Consider the following 18798-nt stretch of genomic DNA (forward strand, 5'->3'; position numbering starts at 1 on the left):
CACTCCTTTTTTAAACAGTGTCTAATATGCAGATTTTGCATATTAGTAGGTAAAAAATTTTGACGGTGGCCTAGTGGCTCCGTCAAAATTTTGTTATAGCGTCGCCTTTTCTCTTTCTTTCAAATAATCCTCAAACATCACTTTTGGCTTGCAATCGCCGCAGCAATAAAGGCTTTTGAGCTTGGTATCGTTTCCTGCAAACAGGGGCGCCATAATTGCCGCGATACGGTTTACAGATTTACTTGTTGCAAAGGGTTTGCCACACTTAACACATTCAAATAGGGTGTCTTTAGCCATAATCCGCTGGCCAAACCACCCTTTGTTGAGTGCTATTTCGCCCCGCTCCATGCTTAGGCAATCCTTTTCAGGACAGGTCGCCTCGCAGTAGCCACAGCTTGTACAAATAGACGCATCAAAGCGCAAGCTGTTATCTGAGGTATGTGCTGTGAGTGCACGCACGTTACAGGCTCCCACGCAACTTAGGCACAAAGTACAAGCCTCTTCATTGATATTGATCGTCCCATAGCGCACATGTTCACCCGCTTGGATGGTGCCATAATCCCCCTCACCCACTGCCCATGCAAGGCGCGCGGAGAAGATTTCGCGTTTGCGCAAGCCATCTTCTTGGATGCCATGACGCGTGCCCTCAATGGGGCCAACCTCTTGGAGGGCTTGGATAAGCTCGGCTTCATTCATGGCAACATAAATCGCTTTAGTACCATACATTTTTTCATAGGCTTGGTTTAAAATGGAAATCACATCACCCGTGCCCTTGGAGATAAAATCGGTGTAAAACACTACCGAACTTCCGCTTTCTTGCAAAAGGGTCAATAAATGGGCTTCGTGTAGAAATTTCTCACCCTCAATCCCTAGAGGCAACACGTTTTGAGGGAGGCTTACATGTAAAGCATCTAGCCCCATTTTGCGGGGGATAATCAATGCGGTTTTATCTTGGTAAAGTTTGGCAATCTCATAAAACGCACGGCGGGGCATTTGGGCGTATTCAACCGCACCACTAGGGCACACACTGATACAGCCACCGCAACCGTGACAGTCGATGTGGGAAAATTGCAAATGTTTAGTGTCGTCAAGTTTAACAATGGCTACCGTGGGGCACACTTCGGCGCATTTACCGCAAACCTCTTCGCGGCGCTCATGATACTGGCAAATGGAAGGGTCATAAGTGATGAAGTTTTTGTAGGTATGGGTGCCTGTTTTGGCTTCGATGGCTTCGACAATCTGTGCGATGTCGTTTTTTTCTGGATTCAATACACCGCTTTGGCGCAAAGCAAATTCAGGGGCCTCAAACCATACCATTTGGTCTGCGTCCACTTCATGAAGCGCATCTTCTTGGCGAAGGGTTACATGTAAAGCACCTAAATGGCCTTCAATCATCGCCACTTCGCTTGGATGCACCACCAACACAGCAAAACCTTTAGCCTTTAGTGCTTGCTTGAGGTCGCTTAAAGCTTCTTCTTCGCCCACAAGCAAAATGTTTTTCCCCACTTCTTGGGAAAAATCCGAATCTTGGGAAAAATCGTAGCACAACGCGCGGGCTTCAAAAAGAGTGGAAGCGTTAAGTGCTTTATCTAAAAGTGAATCTTGGGAGTGTTGAAGGTAAAAATCTATCTCAGGGGCAACTAAGTGAGAGGGAACATCGGGGTGATTAGTAACAAGACACTGCTCCCCTAATAAAGGGGTTTTAACCACTTCAATGTGGTCTTGAAGGGGAATTTCGAGGTTTAAATGGTCATAATAGACATACTCTTTTGCCAGCATGCTCCGCATCCTTTTGGTCAATAAATGTTTACCGAATTGTAATAGTTAGCACATTAAGAGCCACTTAAGGAGAGTAAAAATGTCTTATTTATCCACGATATTGACGTTAGATTCATTGAAGTTTAGGCGTGTTATAATCCTCATTAATTGCACATTTACAGGTTGTAAAGCACATGGTAAACCATACTTTCCTAAGACTTCTCTTTTTCTTCACTTTTTTAGGCCTTGGTGGTCTGGCATATTGGTCCGTTCAACCTAAAGATGGTCCGATTATTCTTGGCGCTTCCCTTCCTCTTACGGGTATTAATAAAGAACTTGGCACGGAAGTTGTCGCAGGGGCCAACGCATGGTTTGAACACGTGAATGCCACGGGCGGCATCAAAGGAAGAAAAATCGAATTTATCTACTACGATGACAAATACGAACCCCAAAATACCGCACATAACCTCCAAAAACTCCTCTACGAAGACCAAGCTTTTGCGCTCTTTGGTTTTGTAGGCACGCCCACTATCAAAAAAATCCTACCTGAGATTATGCTCAACAAACTTCCCCTCATCGCCTCCTATACGGGAGCTAGTTTTTTGCGCGACGCCTCTGCGCCAAATATTGTCAATTTTCGCACCAGCTACCAAGAAGAAATCAACGCCCTTGTAGAGCACTTGCACACATCTCAGGGGTTGACGCGTTTTGCCATTTTTTACCAAAATGACATTTTTGGCGAAGAGGGCTACATTGCTACGGTCAACGCTTTAGGCACCTATAGTCTCTCTCTTGTGGGGGAAGGAACATACAAGCGCAATACTCTTTCGATTCGCCATGCCTTGCACGAAATTCAATCTTCCAGTCCAGAGGCTATTATTGTTGTAGGGGCGTACAAGCCAAGTGCGCATTTCATTCAACAGGCTAAGGAAAATGGGATGAACACGGTTATCTTTTGCCCCATCTCTTTTGTCAATGCTGATGCGCTTGTTGCGGAGCTTAGTGGCAAAACTAAAAATATTTTGTTTTCACAAGTGGTGCCCTCTTATGACCCAAAGGCTTCTGCGGCCGCCCTTGAGTACACCCGCTTACTCGAACGCTACGCACCGCTCAATAAACCCTCTCTTGCTTCTTTTGAAAGCTTTTTGGCAGCCAAGGCACTTACTCTTGCCCTAAAACGCGTGGATGACCCACTTACCAGAGGAAAGCTCCTTACTACACTTAACAATCAAACCTTTGTGGACCTGGGCGACATTCCTATGCGCTTTAGCCACCTTTACATGCATGCAAGCGTCTATCTTTCTGTGTATGAAGAAGGGTTTCACATTATCCATCGAAAGAGTTTTTAATGGGCTTTTACACTGCCTTTAACGCCTACCTTGACCGCATTACCTTTTCCATCAAAACCCGTATTTTGATTGTCATCATTGCTGGTGGCATGGTGAGCATTGGCTTTTTGATGTTTATCTCTATTTTTGCCCTCAAATATGACTACGAAACCCTCTTTCAGCGTCGCACCCTGCCGCTGGTAGAAATCGAAGAGATTAAAGACCTTTATGCGGTCAACATTCACGACACCCTCTATGACCTTCGCTTGGGGCAAATCAGTTTAGCCAACGCCACAGAGGTAATTGGCCTAGCCAAACACATTGTAGACGAACAATGGGGCAATTACCATGCTTACTTAAACCACCAAGTTGGCGGCGTTACACGCTTTGCCAGTGCGTGGTTGAATTTTTTTCTTTTAGTAAAAGACCCGCCCCCCAAAAGCCTCTACCAAGAAGGCATCACCACCAAAGTTCAAGCAAAAATGGATACCATCAATGTGCGCACACAAGAAATTTTGACCCACTACCATGCACAAAATATCACCCTTGCGCACAGTCTCACTCAAGAGACGTTTTTGGAAATCAATGCGTTGAGTATTTATGTCTCAAGTCTCATCACCTCACACCTTAAAGAGGCCATCAACGAAAAAATCCGTACAGAGCGGATTTTCCGAACCAGTATTTTTATGCTTGTTTTGCTCATTGGGTTTGTCTTCGCATTGAGCCTTTTGGTCTCGGTGCTGCTTATTAACCATTTTAAAAATCTCAACGCGACCCTTGAGGCCAAAGTAGACGATAAAACCAAAGCACTCAAACGCCTCAACAGCTCTTTGGAAAAGCGCGTAGCTAAAGAGGTGGAACTTAACCGCAAAAAAGACCAAATCATGTTCCAACAATCCCGCATGGCAAGCCTTGGAGAGATGTTGCAAAACATCGCCCACCAATGGCGCCAACCCCTTGGGGCACTGACCATGATTATCCAGAGTTTTGAGACCAAACACATGGCAGGCAAACTCACGGGCGCATTCATTGAAGAGCGTGTCAAAGATGCGCAAGTGCTCGCCAATGGCATGTCTGAAACCTTAGATGATTTCCGTACCTTTTTTAACCCCAACAAAAGCAAGCGGGGATTTGACCTCAAGGAGTCCATCCAAAAAGCCATCGACCTCTCCTACTATTTGCTTGAAAAAGAAGAGGTAGAACTGCAGCTGTTTATGAGTGAAAATGTACGCATTTTTGGCTTTAAAAACGAACTAAGCCACGTCTTTTTAAACCTCATCAACAATGCCAAAGATGCCTTGTCTAAAAAACCCACCCCAAAAAAAATCCATATCTACGTCAAATCCACTCCCGCAGAACACCAAATCAGCGTCATCGACAATGCAGGTGGCGTTGATGAAAAAATCTTGCCGCGCATCTTTGACCCCTACTTCACCACCAAACACCAAAGTGTCGGCACAGGCATTGGGCTGTACATGTCTAAGCAGATTGTTGAAGAGCACATGCAAGGAAGCATTACATGTAAAAATATTTACCACAAAATGGGCACCAAAACCCTCTACCGGTGCGCCATGTTCACCATTCACATCCCCCGCCACAAAAAGGAATCCCATGAACCGTCGTGATTTTGAATGCCTCGGGCGTTTTAATATTCTCTACCTTGAGGATGAAATTGACCTTCTTAAACACACCACCGATGTGCTTGTGGATTTTGTGCATCACATTTATCCTGCACAAACCTGTCAAGAGGCGATGGAAATCATCCAAACCAAAAAGGTAGATGTGATTGTCTCGGACATCTTGCTCAAAAACGGCAATGGGATTGAGTTTTTGCAAGAGCTCAAAGCTAAAGGCTACGACACGCCCGCCATTCTTACCACCGCTTACACCGACACGGAATATCTACTAGAAGCCATCAAACTCAAAGTGGAAAACTACATCGTCAAACCCATCAACATCAAAGAACTGCTCAACTCCTTGCACGATGTGCTCTTGCCCAAAATCCAATCCCGCGAGATTCACCGCTCTTACAACATCATCAAAACCATCTCCGCGGTGACCGATGGCAAACAAGTGGAACTCATCCGCTTTATCATCAAAAACCTCGATGATGACAATATCCTTAACTACTCTTACGCAGACATCATGGAGCGCGTGGACGTGAGCAAACCTACCGTCATTAAACTTTTTAAACAACTCTCGGATTTGGGCATCCTCACCAAAGTCCAAAACGGAAAATACCGCTTTGACGAGTGCGAACTGCCTGCTCCGGAGGCTACCGCATGAGCTTACTTCGCTCCCTTCCCAAGATTGATAAACTCATGGCCCACGACGCCTTTGCTTCGTTTAACCCTACGCGCCTTGCGCCTTGTGTCAAAGCCGCCGTGGAAGCCTTGCGCCAAGGCATTCTTGAGGGCACAGTGACCCATGTCGATGAAAACGCCCTTGTCCAAGAGATTTGCGCGCGCATGGAAGAGAGCCTTTCGCCCTCCCTCGTGCCTCTTGTGAACGCCACGGGCGTCATCGTCCACACCAACCTTGGACGCAGTTGCCTTAGTCCTGTTCTCTTAACCCGCGCAACCGCCGCTTTGACCCACTACACCAACCTCGAATACGACGTGCAAAAAGGCCGACGGGGTGAGCGCTACGCCCACGTAAGCCGCCATTTGCGCGAACTCTTGGGCGTGGAAGATGTGCTCGTGGTCAACAACAACGCCTCAGCGGTTTTTCTCATCCTCAACACCTTTGCCAAAGGCAAGGAAACCATCGTTTCACGGGGCGAACTGGTAGAGATTGGGGGAAGTTTTCGCGTCCCTGAAGTCATGAGTAACAGCGGCACCACCCTCGTGGAAGTGGGCGCGACCAACAAAACCCGCCTGAGTGACTACACCAACGCCCTCACTGAGCACACCGCCATGCTCATGAAAGTCCACCGCTCCAACTTTAGCATCGAAGGCTTTAGCGAAGAGGCCAGTTTGGAAGAGCTCGTAGGACTCGCCAAGGAAAAAGGGGTATTGGACTACTACGACCTAGGCAGTGCGTACTTAGCAGACTTGCCCTATGGCTTAAGCCACGCCGAGCCTAGCTTGCCCAAGCTTCTTGTTCACAACCCCTCACTGGTGAGCTTTAGTGGCGACAAACTCTTTGGCGGGGTACAAGCGGGCATCATCGTGGGCAAAAAAGCCCTCATCGACCGTCTCAAAAAAAACCAACTCTTGCGGATGCTTCGGGTAGACAAACTCACGTTGTGCCTTTTAGAAGAAACCGTCAAAGCCTACCTTGGGGGCGAAACCCACCTCATCCCCACCCTTGATTTGCTTTTGCGCGACGTTAAGAGCCTTGAAGCCTTAGCCAAAAAAATGCGCCGCCAGATTGGCGCGGAAAAATGCGACATAGTGCATTCTCAAACGTACGTGGGCGGAGGTACCATGCCCAACCGTCCCATTCCTACCGTAGCCTTACATGTAAAGGGTGAAGCCACAGCACTTGAGCGGCGTTTTAGAGAAAGGCACGTCATCGGACGCATTGAGCGCGACCGCTTTTTGCTCGACCTTCGCGCCCTGCTTAAAGAGGATGAAAAACCCCTTGTGGAGATTTGTAAAAAGGTACTGAACGCATGAAGCAGTTAGTTATTGGCACCGCGGGTCACGTTGACCACGGTAAAACAGCACTCATCAAAGCCCTCACGGGGTTTGAAGGCGACCAAACCGAAGAAGAAAAACGCCGTGGGATTACCATCGATCTCAGTTTTTCCAACCTCAAAGAGGGCGACACCAACATCGCCTTTATCGACGTGCCAGGCCATGAGAAGCTTGTTAAAACGATGATTTCAGGGGCGTTTGGATTTGACGCGGCACTCGTGGCCATTGACGCGCGTGAGGGCATCAAACCCCAAACGGTAGAACATTTGCAGATTTTGAATCTCTTACATGTAAAGCATTGCCTCATTGCCTTGACCAAATGCGACCTCGTGAGTCCTGGCGAACTTGAAAACCAACTCCTCCTTGTGCGCGACCATTTAAACGTCTACAAACACTTACATGTAAGCCTTCTGTTGCCAACAAGCATTCATCAACCCCACACCATTGATACCCTTCGCCAAACCCTGCTAGATTTGCCTTCCGCCAAACGTCCAGACCGTGGCGTGTTTCGCTACTACGTGGACCGCTCTTTTTCCCTCAAAGGCATCGGCACGGTCGTCACCGGAACAGTCCTTGAAGGCCAACTGGAAGTAGGCAAAAAAGTGTGGGTGTGTGAGCTTGCTAAAGAGGCGACCGTGCGTAACTTGCAAGTACACGGCGAAGACGTGGATGTGGCCAAAGTCGGCGAGCGGGCCGCGGTAAATCTGGGCGCACTCTCTCATCATGACATCAAAAAAGGGACACTTCTAACCCAAAAAGGCTACGTGCGGGGCTTTGACGTAGCGGACGTGTGGGTAGAATGCCTAGAGGGGCAAATGCTTCCCCACAACACCAAAGTCACCTTTCACGCAGGGGCCAAACAAGTCGAAGCCACAGTGCTACACTACGAGGGCGAAGTGGAACTTGCTCAGGGGTTTTCCAAGGTACAGTTCAAAGAACCACTGTTTTTAACCTTTGAAGAACCCTTTGTCCTCTCCCAATCAGGCCACACCATCGCGGGCGGGCGGGTCATCAACGCCATCAACGACCCCATCAAAAAGCGCGTGAAAATCCCTTTGCTTGAAGCCTTGTACCGCAAAGATTTGCCCATAGCGTTTATGCTACTTAGCCAAGTGCACAAACACGGGTTTGGGCTCATCTCAGCCTATCAGCGTTTTGGGCTTTCTCACCAAGAGGCACTAGCCATCACTGAGGGCATGCCTAAGGAAATTTTTGTGGATGAAAAAGGGTTGGTCATTTACCCGTTTTTTGCCCTCCAGGAACTCGAAGAGATGGTGGAAAAAATCTACGCCAAAAACCCCTACGCCTTGCTTTCTGCCACGTCTATCTCCCTTAAACTGGTCTGGGCTAGTGTGGGCATCGCCCAAAAAGCCTTGGACGGCCTGTGTGAGCGCGGATGCATCGAACAAAAAGGCGGCGTATATGTCAAAGCGGGTGTAAACATCGAAGACATCGACGCCCACGTGGAGGGCAAAATGTTTGCCATCTTAAAAGAAGCGGGCGCGTCTCCCGAGGCACCTTATAACATCTACGACGCCCTAGACATCGACCGCAAAACAGGCGATGACGCCCTCAAGCGCCTCACCACTGCGCGCAAAGTAGTGCGCCTAGCCCACAACCTTTTTGTCACTACCGAAGCGCTTACTAGCATGATGACGCGCCTGCGGGAAATCATGAAAAACGAAGGGTTTGTGGATGTGAAAAACGCCAAAGACCACTTTGGCCTCACACGCAAATACCTCATCGCCTACCTTGACTACCTCGATAATTTTGACGACGTGGTCAAAGAGGGCATGGCACGAAAATTGAAATAATGCGTGGTGAAAAAGAGTTGCAAAAGCTACTCTCCGCCCTTTCGCCCGTGCTTAAAGAGGGCGCGTACGTGTTTTGCACCCAACAGGGTCCGCCCCACGCCCTCAAAGCCCAAGCACGCATGGTGTTTGAAGAGTATGAGGGCACCACGCTCATCCTAGAACGCTCCCTCGCCCACGGGCTTTTGCATGAGGGCGTTTTTGCGTGCATTCGCCTCGACGTACACTCAAGCCTCGAAGCCGTCGGCCTCACCGCCACCGTCTCCACCGCCCTAGCCTACCAAGACATCAGCGCCAACGTCGTCGCGGGCTACTATCACGACTATATTTTCGTCCCGTATGAAAAAAAAGAAGCCGCGCTGGGGTGTTTAAAACAGCTTTACATGTAAGCACATCTTAAACCCAAGCTTTCAAAAAAACGTAATGTTTTTATTCAAGAGTTGCCTAACCTTAACTCGCGTATGATTCTTTTATGCTCGCTTGCGGGCGATTTTTACAAAAAGGACACACATGGCGCACATTCTCTCTCTTATTCCTTTGGTTGGCATCGGAATTGTGGTAAGTTTGCTTGTTTTTCTCTATTTTGAAAAGCGTGCCATCACCGCAAAACGGCAACACGAACACGACGGTTTTGTGCCCAAAGAGGGAAACCTTGCAGAAAGTTTTGCCCGCTATGAGACGCAAAACAATGTCGTCGCCTACATGGGCGGAGTGTTTATTTTTACGCTGTTTTTTAGTTATACAGGGTTTTTCACCCAAGGGCTCACCCTTGCGGATGTTTTTTTGTATATCTTCCTCACCGCTTTTTTGGGCTCTATCATCATCTTGGTAATCAAATTCAAACGCAGCATTTTAGTTAAAGTATTTGCCACCTTTTTGTACGGTGCACCCCTCATCACCGCTTCGGCTTTTGGCTTTATCGTCAGTTATCTTTTTTACTCGCTCTTAAGTTAGCGTGCACCCGCTTTGGGTGCTCGTCTACTTTAAACGCAGTGCTTCGTAGATGTTTTCTGAAATGCTTTTGGTGTAGTGCATGATGTCATTTTCCAACAAATCTTCGCTAAACATGAACGCCACTCCTGCCATCGTCCCCACCAAAATGCCCAAAACCGAGAAAAAGTCTTGATTGCGCAATTCCCGTTTTAACACCCCCTCTTCAAACATCGTCCGCAATTCTTGGATGAACACCGACTCGTAGAGTAACTCTTTCATGCTACTAGAAAATATCTCTTTGTTGGCCAAGTAGACTTTCAAAAAATAGTCAATATGCTCAGGGCGGTCTTTGACCATGCTAAAATAAATCGCCACAATGCGCCAAATCTTCTCTTCCGAATCCACCGACATCTCATTAATCTTACGCACTTCTTCGCCCAAAATCTTCGACGAGTACGTTATGACTGCCTTTGCCAGCTCCTCTTTGGAGGCAAAATAGTTGTAAATATTTCCTGGACTCATGCTAAGAAACCGCGCAATGTCGGGCATCGTCGTTGCAAAAAACCCTTTTTGTGAAAACAGCCGCAAGGACCCTTCTAAAATCTGTTCTGTCTTATCCGCCTTTGGCTTCACGTGGCACTCCCCCGTTACAGACCACCTACTCCTGTGGGCATATCTCCCTCGTAGACGAGCCTTCCGTTTTTTAGTAAGGCTATTATATCAGCAATTTTCCGCGCAAGGGCAAGATTGTGCGTAATTAATAAAACGCCAACCCCTGTTTCCACCTGTAAATCCAAAAGTGTCTTCATAACGCGCGCTTGCACACTTGGGTCTAGCGCACTTGTGGGTTCATCAGCGATAATCACATCAGGATAATTCGCCAATGCGCGCGCCATACACACCCGTTGCAAGGTGCCAAGGCTGAGTTTATGGGGCAATAAATCCAGCACATGCCCATCCTCCCCAAGCCCACACGCAAGGGCCACTTCCCGCACCCGCGCGTCCAAACGCTCCTTAGGAAACCGCCCCAATACCAACGGCTCCGCGATACTCTCATAGGCGCTAAAACGGGGGTTTAGTGCTTGCATGGGATGCTGATGCACCATGCCCACGCGCAAAGGTTCTTCCATGACCACCCTGCCCTCTTTGGGGGCAAGCATTCCTGCCATGAGTTTTGCCACCGTGCTCTTCCCCGAACCCGAATCCCCCACCAATGCGACAATCTCTCCCCGTTTGAGGGTGAGTGAGCAGTTTTGTAACACAAACGTGTCGCTGCGTGGGTACGCAAAACCCACCGCCTCTAGGGCTATCAACACGCGCATCCCCTCAAAATAGCACGCGTGCGCCCCATTTTGCGTCCCCTTCAAAAGGGGTTTTTCCTCAAAACACCGCCGTACAGGCTGGGTACAGCGGGGTGCATACACACATCCCTTAGCTTCTACATGTACATGCTCAGGCGTGGATGTGTGCGCATGGGATGCATCGTGCCGATGCACCAAACGAAAGGTGGCTTCGCCTTTGATTTTGACGATGTCTTTGGCCCGATCCATCCGTGGAAACACCCGCGAAAGGGCAATCGTATAGGGGTGCAACGCCCGCTCAAACAACTCCACAGAGGGCAACACTTCTAGCAACTGCCCAAGGTACAACACCCACGTCACGTCACTCACGCGGTGGGCTAGCTCCAAATCATGGGTAATAAGCACGAGTGTTTTTCCCTGTGCACGCAAGGAATTAAAAAGCAGTTCTAAAGACCTTTTTGATGTTTCATCCAGCCCCGCTGTTGGCTCATCAAGTACCACACAAGGGGCATCACTGGCAAGGGCAAGAGCCAAAAGCACCCGCGACACTTCCCCACCGCTTAGCTCCCTTGGGGTGCGCTCTTGCACCTCCTCCTTTAATCCCACCGATTCAAGCAATCCTTTACATGTAAAGCGTGGTGCCATCACTTCACGCAATTGCGCGCCCACCGAGAGTAGCGGATTTAAGTTTTCACTGCCGCCTTGGGGCATGTAGGCGATGTGGCGTTGGCGAAACAGCCGCTGCTGGGCGCTTTCTTGGTCAAGCCATGAAACGCCGTCTACTTTAAGGCTTCCTTGCGCCGTTGCGTTCGAGGGAAGATGGGCCATGAGGGCTTTGGCGAGGCTCGTTTTTCCCGCACCCGATTCGCCAATAATCGCCGTAATCGTTCCTTTTTGAACCTTACATGTAAGGCCTTCAAGGGCGATGAGCCGATGGTGTTCTTCTTCATAAAACAGCGAAAAATCCACAAATTCAACCACGCAACACCCCTTTTACACGCCCATCCAACACACCCTCTAGGCTAAAAATCACAAAGGTCACCCCCACCAACACCATGCCTAAAAGCACCACGGGCGGGAAAATCCAATGCCACCAAATATCCAGATAATAGTACTGCATCCCCTGGCGTATCATCATCCCAAAGGATTTTTCACTGGGACTCAACAACCCCAAAAAGGCCAAGGTCGCTTGGGCCATCACCGCAAAACGAAACCGTCCCGCACAGGAAAAACCAATGAGTGGCGCAAGGGCGGGGAAGATGTGGCGCCTGAGTACATACCACCCGCTCGCGCCCATCTGCAACGCCACCTCAACATACAAGGTCTCTTTCAGGTGCGCCGTTTGAAAACGCACCACCTTTGCCCCGATGGGAAACGAAAGCACGCCCAGTAGCGCGCCTAGTTCCATTCCACTTGGCCTTGCAATGCTCGCCACCAACAACAGCACCAATACCGAAGGCAAGGCGATTAAGATGTCGCACAAGCGCATGAGCACCGCGTCTATCCAACCGCCCCAGTAGCCACTTGCCATCCCCACAACCGCTCCAAGTCCCACTGAAATGCCCGCAACCCACACCCCAAACACAAGGGTATTTTGCACTGCTACTAGTAGTTCTGAGAAAATATCCATGCCTGCGTCATTGACCCCCAAAAGATGGGTCAAGGAAGGTCGTGCCAAGGGTTCAAACACAAAGGCATGGGGGTCATGAGGAAGCCAAAACAAGGCCAATATGCCAAGTGCGCTCACCGCACCAAAAAGCACCACACCTACCTTAAAAAATGGCTCCCTTAGCACGCTTTTCATGCGCGGTTTCCTTTGGGTTTTAACCAAAACGCTACCCCTTCAAGCAACACGCTCATCCCAACCACCCCCAAAGAGAGCAACGTCACAACCACTTGAATCACCGGCACATCCCGCTTGGCAACTGCGTCCATCAGCAAAGACCCAATCCCAGGGTAAGCAAAAATCGTCTCCACCACGATGAGGCTTGTTACCATCGAAGCAAGGCGAAACCCAAAGCGTACTACAATGGGAAGCAACGCATTTAAGGCCACATATTTATACCGCACCCGCCACGGCCCAATCCCCCGCAGGTGCGCGCAGGAGACAAAAGGGGCGGGCAATACGTGCAACACACTCACCCGCACCAGTAAAAATTGCCCCGACAAGGAGGCCAAAAAAAGTGTCATTGCAGGCAAACACAGGTGGGCTAGCACGTCTGCGACATGGGCTATCCCGCTTTTATCACTGTAGGGTGTGAGCGCTCCTTGCAGGGGAAACCACCCCAAATGGGCCCCAAAAAAGAGCAAAAACACCACCCCAAGCACCAGTTCAGGCACCCCATCCAAACTTACCATGGCCCCGCTCAACCGCCTATCCACCTTGCTTGCACGCCTAAAAGCACTCTCTACCCCCAAAACAAAGGCCACTGCAAAAGAGCTAAGGTAGGCGCAAAGTCCAAGCAAAAGCGTCCACGGCAAGGCTTCTCCTAACAGCGTACTAATCGGCACACCGTAGGCCAACGAAAGGCCAAAATCTCCGCGCATAAACGCGTCCACATACGCTAAAAAAGAAGGAGGCACAGGAGTCAAACGGGCTTCTTCTTGGGGGGAAAGCACGACGTCGCTGCTCGCATACATCGCCGTGGCAAAATCCCCTGGAAGCCACAAAGGCAGTCCATAGGAAAGGTACGCCATCACCCCAAGGGCAAGGGCGTACGAGAGGAAGGTGCGCGCCATTTAGGGAAGCAAGGCCCGTTTGTTTTGAGGGATGGGAATCCCCTTGGCAATGCCCCCTTGGGTGTAAAACCACGCTACTCCTTTGCGGGTGTCGTACACACTAAGTGCCCGAGGGTAGTACAAAGGAATGGCAGGCAAATCGGTCGCATGCAGGAGTTGAATCTCTTGCACCATGGCCGTGCGCTTGGCTTCATCCATCTCTAAAAGTTGCGCTTCTAAAAGGGCGTTGAACTTCGGGTTGGCGTCATACCGCGCGCTGTTTACCGAACCCGCCCCGCCCCACGGTAAAATCATCTCATTGAGGATTTTTGCGTCTCCTGCGATGCCTCCGTGTCCTGAAACGGCAAGGTCAAATTCCCACGCTTTGACCTTGGCATCTAGCGTAGTTTGTTCTAGCCCAATGAGTTCAACTTCCATCCCAAGGTCGCGCAAAAACGCGGCAATCATCTCCCCGTCGCGGTCGCTTCCTGCTTGTCCTCCTGAGGTGATGCTCGAAGAAAGAAGGCTTACATGTAAGGGTTTTCCCTCTTTTTCTAACACCCCGTTGGCGTTTTTGGCGTACCCTAGGGTTCCTAGCAAGGCAAGGGCTTTTGAGGGATTAAAGGCGTAGCTTGGCAAAGAGGGGTTCGCCATGGCATGGTCAGGAGAAAGTAGCCCTAGGGAGGCTAGCTTTGGGTGACCCTGATGGGCTTGGGCGATGAGCCGTTCGCGGTCGATGCCGTAAGCCAAGGCTTGCCGAAAGGCCACGGAGTTAAAAGGGGCTTTGCGGTGGTTAACCATGAGCTTTTTATTCCACGAACGCTCATCTTCGATGACCTTAAGATGCGGTACTTTTTCCACCTGAGAAAGCATTTGCGGGCGAATAGTCGCCATGTCAACACCGCCACTCAAAAGCGCGCTTAAGGGCTTATCGGTTTTGACGTAAATGAGCCGTTTAACCTTGGGCGTCCCGCCATAATACTCCCCAAAGGCTTCGTACAGATACGTCCCTTTTGTCTTGTCAAAATCCTTGTACATGTAAGGCCCTGAACCAACAAACGCCTTGGCATCCAAGAAGCCCTTGGGGTCTTCCACTCCTTCCCAAATGTGTTTGGGCAAGATGGGCATCGTCCCACCGATGTCGGAAAGAAAAGGGGCGTAAGGCGTAGAAAGAGTGATGCGCACGCGGTGCGGGCCCTCCACTTCCACTGAAGCAATCGCGCGGGTGTCTATCCAGTAATAAGGATATTGCTTAAAATACCCAATAGTAAAGGCTACATCCTCCGCACTCACAGGCGCGCCATCGTGCCATAAGGCATTTTCTTGCAACTCAAACACAAAGCTTTGGCTTTGCGCGTCGTATGTCCACGCTTTGGCAAGGGCGGGCGTGAACCCGGAACTGTCTTTCCACACCAAGGTGTCAAACACGTAACTCATGCGCACGTAGCCCGGACCTCTGGGGTAGTGATGGTAGGGGTTGGGGTAACCAAATGCCCCTTGGGAGTCTGCTATTTTCACCTCTGGCACTTGGGCCATGGCTAGCGAAACTACCAAAAAAAGGAGGAGTTTTTTCGTCATTTTAAAAACCTCTGGTGTAGTGAGAGAAACAATCAATACACACTTTTTTGCCCTCTTGTAGACGCATTTTCAGCTCTGCCGCGCTTTCGCCACACGCTTCGCACACCAAAGATGTAAACAAGCGGGCAGGCTTGGGAAGCTCAAAAGAGGGGGTTTTGAGTTCAAACACCTCCTCCAAGGGAGCTTCCAAGATATGTGCTTGCATGGCAACCCTGTCCATGTTTGGATCTAACGGACGGCGAAACACCACGCGGCCTTTTTTATCTCTTTTGCGGTCAAAAAAGCTAAAGGCTTGCTTGCCCGCGTCTTTGTAAATGAGATTGCCCTTGCCAAAACTACACCCTAAAAGCACTTGAATGGCATCCACACCACACGCATCGTTTTCAGTAACACACACAAGCTCCTCATCGGCGCTAAAGCCTTGCATTCCTAGCCACGTTTGCGCCGCCTCCACCGCACGAAACCCAATAGCAAGTCCGGGGCATTCGTGCCCGTGAAAATCCACACACTTTTCCCAACGCGCGTTCATTTGCATTCCTTAATTGACGAATTTTTGCCTAATGCTAACGCGGTGGCACTGTATTATTGCTTAATTTTAAATAATATTTATGCCTGTTCTTTTTGTTATTTCGTCACTATTTTTGTGGCCTTGGGGAGCTTTTAGAGAAGATTTGTTACACTCCTGTTTTTGCCTTACATGTAAAGCCAAAGGAACACCATGTCTTCTATTTTTTTGTGTGCTATTTCCAATATCAAAAGCGGTGCGTGCGAACAAGATTGCGCCTTTTGCGCCCAAAGTATCTCCCATGGCGCCACCATCGACCGCTACAGCAAAAAACCCATTGGGACTATCATCTACGAAGCAAAACGCGCCAAAGAGCGCTACGCGACGGGCTTTTGCTTGGTTAGTTCTGGAAAGTCTCTTACGCCCAAAACCCTCGCGTTGGTGTGTGACGCAGCCAAAGCCATCACCGATTTAGACTTAGGCCTCAAACTCATCGCCTGCAATGGTGTCGTCGCTGACCCTGAAGATTTGTACACCCTTAAAGCCGCGGGCGTGCAAGCATACAACCACAACCTCGAAACCTCTGAAGCCTTTTACCCCACACTGTGCTCCACCCACACGTGGCAAGAACGTTACCGTACATGTAAACACGTGGGCGAAGTAGGCCTAGACCTTGTGTGCGGGGGGATTTTTGGCGTTGGGGAGAGTGAAGAGGATCGCGTGAGCTTACTCACTTCCATCGCCTCGCTAAACCCTAAAAACGTGCCCTTGAACTTTTTTCACCCTAATCCTGCCCTGCCTATTTCTCAACCCACCCTCTCCCAAGAAGAGGCCCTAAAAATCATCTCCTTAGCCCGAACATGCATCCCTAATGCCCAAAAAATAATGCTCGCAGGAGGACGTGAACGGGTTTTTGGCAAAGGTAATTACACTTTTTTTTCCTATGGGGCAAACGCCATGGTCATTGGAGATTATCTCACCACCCAAGGCGAAGATGCCAAGGCGGAACTCGAAGCCCTAAAAACTCTCGGGCTTGAGATAGCAGGGGCGTGCAAAGAAATTTAGCGTGGAGGCTCTAGGGCGTGGTTACGTTTAATGCGGTACCCTACTCCGTTGATGTTTTCGATAAAATCAACACCACAAACCTCCCGCACACGATACACAACCATTTGCAATTTTTTGAGATTAATCTCCCCATCCCACATGGCAGCATAAAGGGCCTCGTAGCGCACACAGCCGTTTTTGTTGTTGCACAAAAGCTGAATCAGCTTCAATCCCTTGGGACCCACCTTGACCACTTCAGTCTCCTTGTAAAGAAGGTTTGTCTCATGGTTAAAGTAAAACCCGCCGATAATTTTGCTCACCTTTAATCCAAATCCGCGGTTTGCCTTAGCACTCAATAGCGACAAGGTTGCAATAATCTCCTTCTCATCATAGGGCTTGACAATGTACCCATCCGCCTCCACATCCATGGCATACCTAATCATCTCTTCATTGGCATAAGCGGTTAAAAAAACAATGGAGCAATGGCTAATACTTCGGATATCCATGGCCACCTCACACCCACTTTTTGGGCCACGAATCATGATGTCCATAAGCACAAGATGGGGACTAAACTCACGAATGGCCTCTAGGGCATCGGCACCATTATCCACCACACCCACTACGCTCCACCCGCGTTTTTCAAGCACCATTCGCAAGTATTCCGCCGCAATCGCCTCGTCTTCCACAATCAAAATCTTATACATGATTACTTCTTTTGTAGCAAATTTGACACCCAAACCCTTTTTTATGACTAAGCGCCATTGTTCCTTTGAGTTGCCTCACATTAAGCTCAACAAGTTTTAACCCAATGCCTTTGATTTCCTCTTTCTCTTGGCCTTTTCCGTTGTCTTGGTATAAAAATTCTACCACACCATTGTTCTCTTTTAAGGCAATGATAACACAAGGATTAGCCATACCCTCAAAAGCATACTTGAAACTATTGGTCAAAAGTTCGTTAACGATAAGCCCAAGAGGCATTACCTCATTGAGTGTAAGTTCCAAGGGAGAAACAGCAAACTTGGTCTTTACATGTAAACCCATCGTGCGCTCAATAGTAGAAGAGAGTTTCTCGATAAACAATTGCGCATTTACCTTTTCAATGTCACTAGAGACATACAACATCGAATGTACCATCGCCATCGCCTCAATACGCTCCTTGCTCACATGAATAATCTCTTTCACCCGTTGGTCTTCTTTTTCCGCTTGAATAGCAAGCATTGAAGAGACAATGTTAAGGTTGTTTTTGACACGGTGATGAATTTCGTTATAAAGCAAATCTTTTTTATGGCTCAGGTTCATCAAACGCTTGTACGCATCCACCCGTGTTGTTTCATAATAAAACCCAAACGCTATAATCAGTATCACCACAAACAAAAAATTAAGCAAGGCTGTTTCACTTTGCAAAAAAGAACTTGTGGCAAAAAGCGTTGGGTTAAACCACAAAATACCCACAAGCACTGTCAATAGCGCACCACTAAAGCACAAGCCCTTTTGCCAGCTAAACAATGAAAAAGCCCCCAAAATAAATGGAAGAATGAATCCCAATGTAAAATCATCAAATTTCCCCATCACAGAAATACCAACGGTAGTGATGCCCAAAATAAGCAAAATGGCATAGGAAGCCTTTTCGTACTGTTGTTTTTGGTACAGTCGCATGAAGGCCACGAGCATCAGTAAAAGCATAATAGAACGCACAAGAATAACGGTATAGTTAGCACGGTAAATATCAGTAAGATTATGGATAAAAAAAACGCCAATTGTCATCACATACATCGCAAGAAGAATCTTCTTTCTGCGCTCTTTGGCGGCGGTAATGATTTCAGAATTTGATTGAAGGGGTTGGGGTTTCATGGGGAAAAATGTAGCATACCTGAACTTAATTTCATCATTTCTTATACGAATTTGAAAACTCTCATCATTATTAGGTAGAATCAGACAAAATGTGACCAAAACGTGGTTTGAAATTTATATAATTTCATTAGGAACCAATAATGAGATTCGGTCAGTTTCTCACAAGAAAATTAATTTTAATACGAAGGATGTGACATGAAACGTTATGCTTTGGCACTGGTTGCCAGCTCACTGGTTGCGGGTTCTGCTTTTGCACTTACCCTTGAAGATGCGATGCGCGATGTGGTAGCAAACCACCCTGAGGTCTTGGAGCGAATTCGCGATTTTCGC

Annotated in this window: 17 protein-coding genes; 8 read left to right on the top strand and 9 right to left on the bottom strand. The window is 48.6% G+C overall.

Annotation, left to right across the window (positions count from 1 at the left end; genetic code table 11):
* Window positions 1–93: 93 nt before the first annotated feature.
* A complete protein-coding gene (locus tag JWV37_RS01005; protein WP_240331931.1) occupies window positions 94–1779 on the bottom strand; it encodes a 4Fe-4S dicluster domain-containing protein in 1686 nt (561 codons plus the stop codon).
* A gap of 173 nt (window positions 1780–1952) precedes the next feature.
* On the opposite strand from JWV37_RS01005, the gene JWV37_RS01010 reads away from it, so the two are divergent.
* The 7 genes from JWV37_RS01010 (at window position 1953) to JWV37_RS01040 (ending at window position 9492) form a co-directional block, all read left to right on the top strand.
* Window positions 1953–3107, top strand: coding sequence for an ABC transporter substrate-binding protein (locus JWV37_RS01010; RefSeq protein WP_205457777.1), 1155 nt, complete (start codon window positions 1953–1955; stop codon window positions 3105–3107).
* A complete protein-coding gene (locus JWV37_RS01015) occupies window positions 3107–4711 on the top strand; it encodes a sensor histidine kinase (protein ID WP_205457778.1) in 1605 nt (534 codons plus the stop codon). Before JWV37_RS01010 ends, JWV37_RS01015 begins: the two co-directional genes overlap by 1 nt.
* Complete coding sequence (locus tag JWV37_RS01020) at window positions 4698–5372, top strand: response regulator (protein ID WP_205457779.1); 675 nt, start codon at window positions 4698–4700, stop codon at window positions 5370–5372. The genes JWV37_RS01015 and JWV37_RS01020 overlap by 14 nt, the downstream gene beginning before the upstream one ends.
* Window positions 5369–6706, top strand: a complete 1338-nt coding sequence (selA, locus tag JWV37_RS01025; protein ID WP_205457780.1) for an L-seryl-tRNA(Sec) selenium transferase — start codon at window positions 5369–5371, stop codon at window positions 6704–6706. Before JWV37_RS01020 ends, selA begins: the two co-directional genes overlap by 4 nt.
* Entirely contained in the window at window positions 6703–8541 is a 1839-nt protein-coding gene (selB, locus tag JWV37_RS01030) for a selenocysteine-specific translation elongation factor (protein WP_205457781.1), read from the top strand. The genes selA and selB overlap by 4 nt, the downstream gene beginning before the upstream one ends.
* Window positions 8541–8927 (top strand): ACT domain-containing protein, encoded by a 387-nt coding sequence (locus tag JWV37_RS01035; RefSeq protein ID WP_205457782.1) that lies wholly within the window; start codon window positions 8541–8543, stop codon window positions 8925–8927. Before selB ends, JWV37_RS01035 begins: the two co-directional genes overlap by 1 nt.
* A 121-nt stretch (window positions 8928–9048) precedes the next feature.
* On the top strand, window positions 9049–9492 hold the full coding sequence (locus JWV37_RS01040; protein WP_205457783.1) for a hypothetical protein: 444 nt from the start codon (window positions 9049–9051) through the stop codon (window positions 9490–9492).
* A 24-nt stretch (window positions 9493–9516) separates the two neighbouring features.
* Here JWV37_RS01040 and JWV37_RS01045 read toward each other — a convergent pair whose 3' ends face one another.
* The 6 genes from JWV37_RS01045 to JWV37_RS01070 are packed head-to-tail and all read right to left on the bottom strand — an operon-like array spanning window position 9517 to window position 15597.
* Window positions 9517–10104: a TetR/AcrR family transcriptional regulator gene (locus JWV37_RS01045; protein ID WP_205457784.1), complete on the bottom strand. Its 588-nt coding sequence runs from the start codon at window positions 10102–10104 to the stop codon at window positions 9517–9519.
* 14 nt (window positions 10105–10118) lie between these two features.
* On the bottom strand, window positions 10119–11753 hold the full coding sequence (locus JWV37_RS01050; RefSeq protein WP_205457785.1) for an ABC transporter ATP-binding protein: 1635 nt from the start codon (window positions 11751–11753) through the stop codon (window positions 10119–10121).
* Window positions 11746–12576, bottom strand: coding sequence for an ABC transporter permease (locus tag JWV37_RS01055; protein ID WP_205457786.1), 831 nt, complete (start codon window positions 12574–12576; stop codon window positions 11746–11748). The genes JWV37_RS01050 and JWV37_RS01055 overlap by 8 nt, the downstream gene beginning before the upstream one ends.
* Window positions 12573–13511 (bottom strand): ABC transporter permease, encoded by a 939-nt coding sequence (locus tag JWV37_RS01060; RefSeq protein WP_205457787.1) that lies wholly within the window; start codon window positions 13509–13511, stop codon window positions 12573–12575. Before JWV37_RS01060 ends, JWV37_RS01055 begins: the two co-directional genes overlap by 4 nt.
* The gene (locus tag JWV37_RS01065; protein ID WP_205457788.1) at window positions 13512–15068 is read right to left on the bottom strand and encodes an ABC transporter substrate-binding protein; all 1557 of its coding nucleotides are present in this window, start codon (window positions 15066–15068) and stop codon (window positions 13512–13514) included.
* Window position 15069: 1 nt separating this feature from the next.
* Window positions 15070–15597, bottom strand: coding sequence for an FmdE family protein (locus JWV37_RS01070; protein ID WP_205457789.1), 528 nt, complete (start codon window positions 15595–15597; stop codon window positions 15070–15072).
* A 189-nt stretch (window positions 15598–15786) separates the two neighbouring features.
* On the opposite strand from JWV37_RS01070, the gene JWV37_RS01075 reads away from it, so the two are divergent.
* A complete protein-coding gene (locus JWV37_RS01075; RefSeq protein WP_205457790.1) occupies window positions 15787–16638 on the top strand; it encodes a biotin synthase in 852 nt (283 codons plus the stop codon).
* Here JWV37_RS01075 and JWV37_RS01080 read toward each other — a convergent pair.
* Window positions 16635–17321: a response regulator gene (locus JWV37_RS01080; protein ID WP_205457791.1), complete on the bottom strand. Its 687-nt coding sequence runs from the start codon at window positions 17319–17321 to the stop codon at window positions 16635–16637. The genes JWV37_RS01075 and JWV37_RS01080 overlap by 4 nt on opposite strands.
* Complete coding sequence (locus JWV37_RS01085; RefSeq protein WP_205457792.1) at window positions 17314–18468, bottom strand: sensor histidine kinase; 1155 nt, start codon at window positions 18466–18468, stop codon at window positions 17314–17316. Before JWV37_RS01085 ends, JWV37_RS01080 begins: the two co-directional genes overlap by 8 nt.
* Window positions 18469–18798: the final 330 nt, after the last annotated feature.

Source organism: Sulfurospirillum tamanense (genome assembly GCF_016937535.1).
Classification (GTDB): Bacteria; Campylobacterota; Campylobacteria; order Campylobacterales; family Campylobacteraceae; genus Sulfurospirillum_B; species Sulfurospirillum_B tamanense.

Coding starts and splice junctions, on each gene's coding strand:
- JWV37_RS01005 (WP_240331931.1), bottom strand. CDS start 1,779: ATGCTGGCAAAAGAGTATGTCTATTATGACCATTTAAACCTCGAAATT.
- JWV37_RS01010 (WP_205457777.1), top strand. CDS start 1,953: ATGGTAAACCATACTTTCCTAAGACTTCTCTTTTTCTTCACTTTTTTA.
- JWV37_RS01015 (WP_205457778.1), top strand. CDS start 3,107: ATGGGCTTTTACACTGCCTTTAACGCCTACCTTGACCGCATTACCTTT.
- JWV37_RS01020 (WP_205457779.1), top strand. CDS start 4,698: ATGAACCGTCGTGATTTTGAATGCCTCGGGCGTTTTAATATTCTCTAC.
- selA (WP_205457780.1), top strand. CDS start 5,369: ATGAGCTTACTTCGCTCCCTTCCCAAGATTGATAAACTCATGGCCCAC.
- selB (WP_205457781.1), top strand. CDS start 6,703: ATGAAGCAGTTAGTTATTGGCACCGCGGGTCACGTTGACCACGGTAAA.
- JWV37_RS01035 (WP_205457782.1), top strand. CDS start 8,541: ATGCGTGGTGAAAAAGAGTTGCAAAAGCTACTCTCCGCCCTTTCGCCC.
- JWV37_RS01040 (WP_205457783.1), top strand. CDS start 9,049: ATGGCGCACATTCTCTCTCTTATTCCTTTGGTTGGCATCGGAATTGTG.
- JWV37_RS01055 (WP_205457786.1), bottom strand. CDS start 12,576: ATGAAAAGCGTGCTAAGGGAGCCATTTTTTAAGGTAGGTGTGGTGCTT.
- JWV37_RS01060 (WP_205457787.1), bottom strand. CDS start 13,511: ATGGCGCGCACCTTCCTCTCGTACGCCCTTGCCCTTGGGGTGATGGCG.
- JWV37_RS01065 (WP_205457788.1), bottom strand. CDS start 15,068: ATGACGAAAAAACTCCTCCTTTTTTTGGTAGTTTCGCTAGCCATGGCC.
- JWV37_RS01070 (WP_205457789.1), bottom strand. CDS start 15,597: ATGAACGCGCGTTGGGAAAAGTGTGTGGATTTTCACGGGCACGAATGC.
- JWV37_RS01075 (WP_205457790.1), top strand. CDS start 15,787: ATGTCTTCTATTTTTTTGTGTGCTATTTCCAATATCAAAAGCGGTGCG.
- JWV37_RS01080 (WP_205457791.1), bottom strand. CDS start 17,321: ATGTATAAGATTTTGATTGTGGAAGACGAGGCGATTGCGGCGGAATAC.
- JWV37_RS01085 (WP_205457792.1), bottom strand. CDS start 18,468: ATGAAACCCCAACCCCTTCAATCAAATTCTGAAATCATTACCGCCGCC.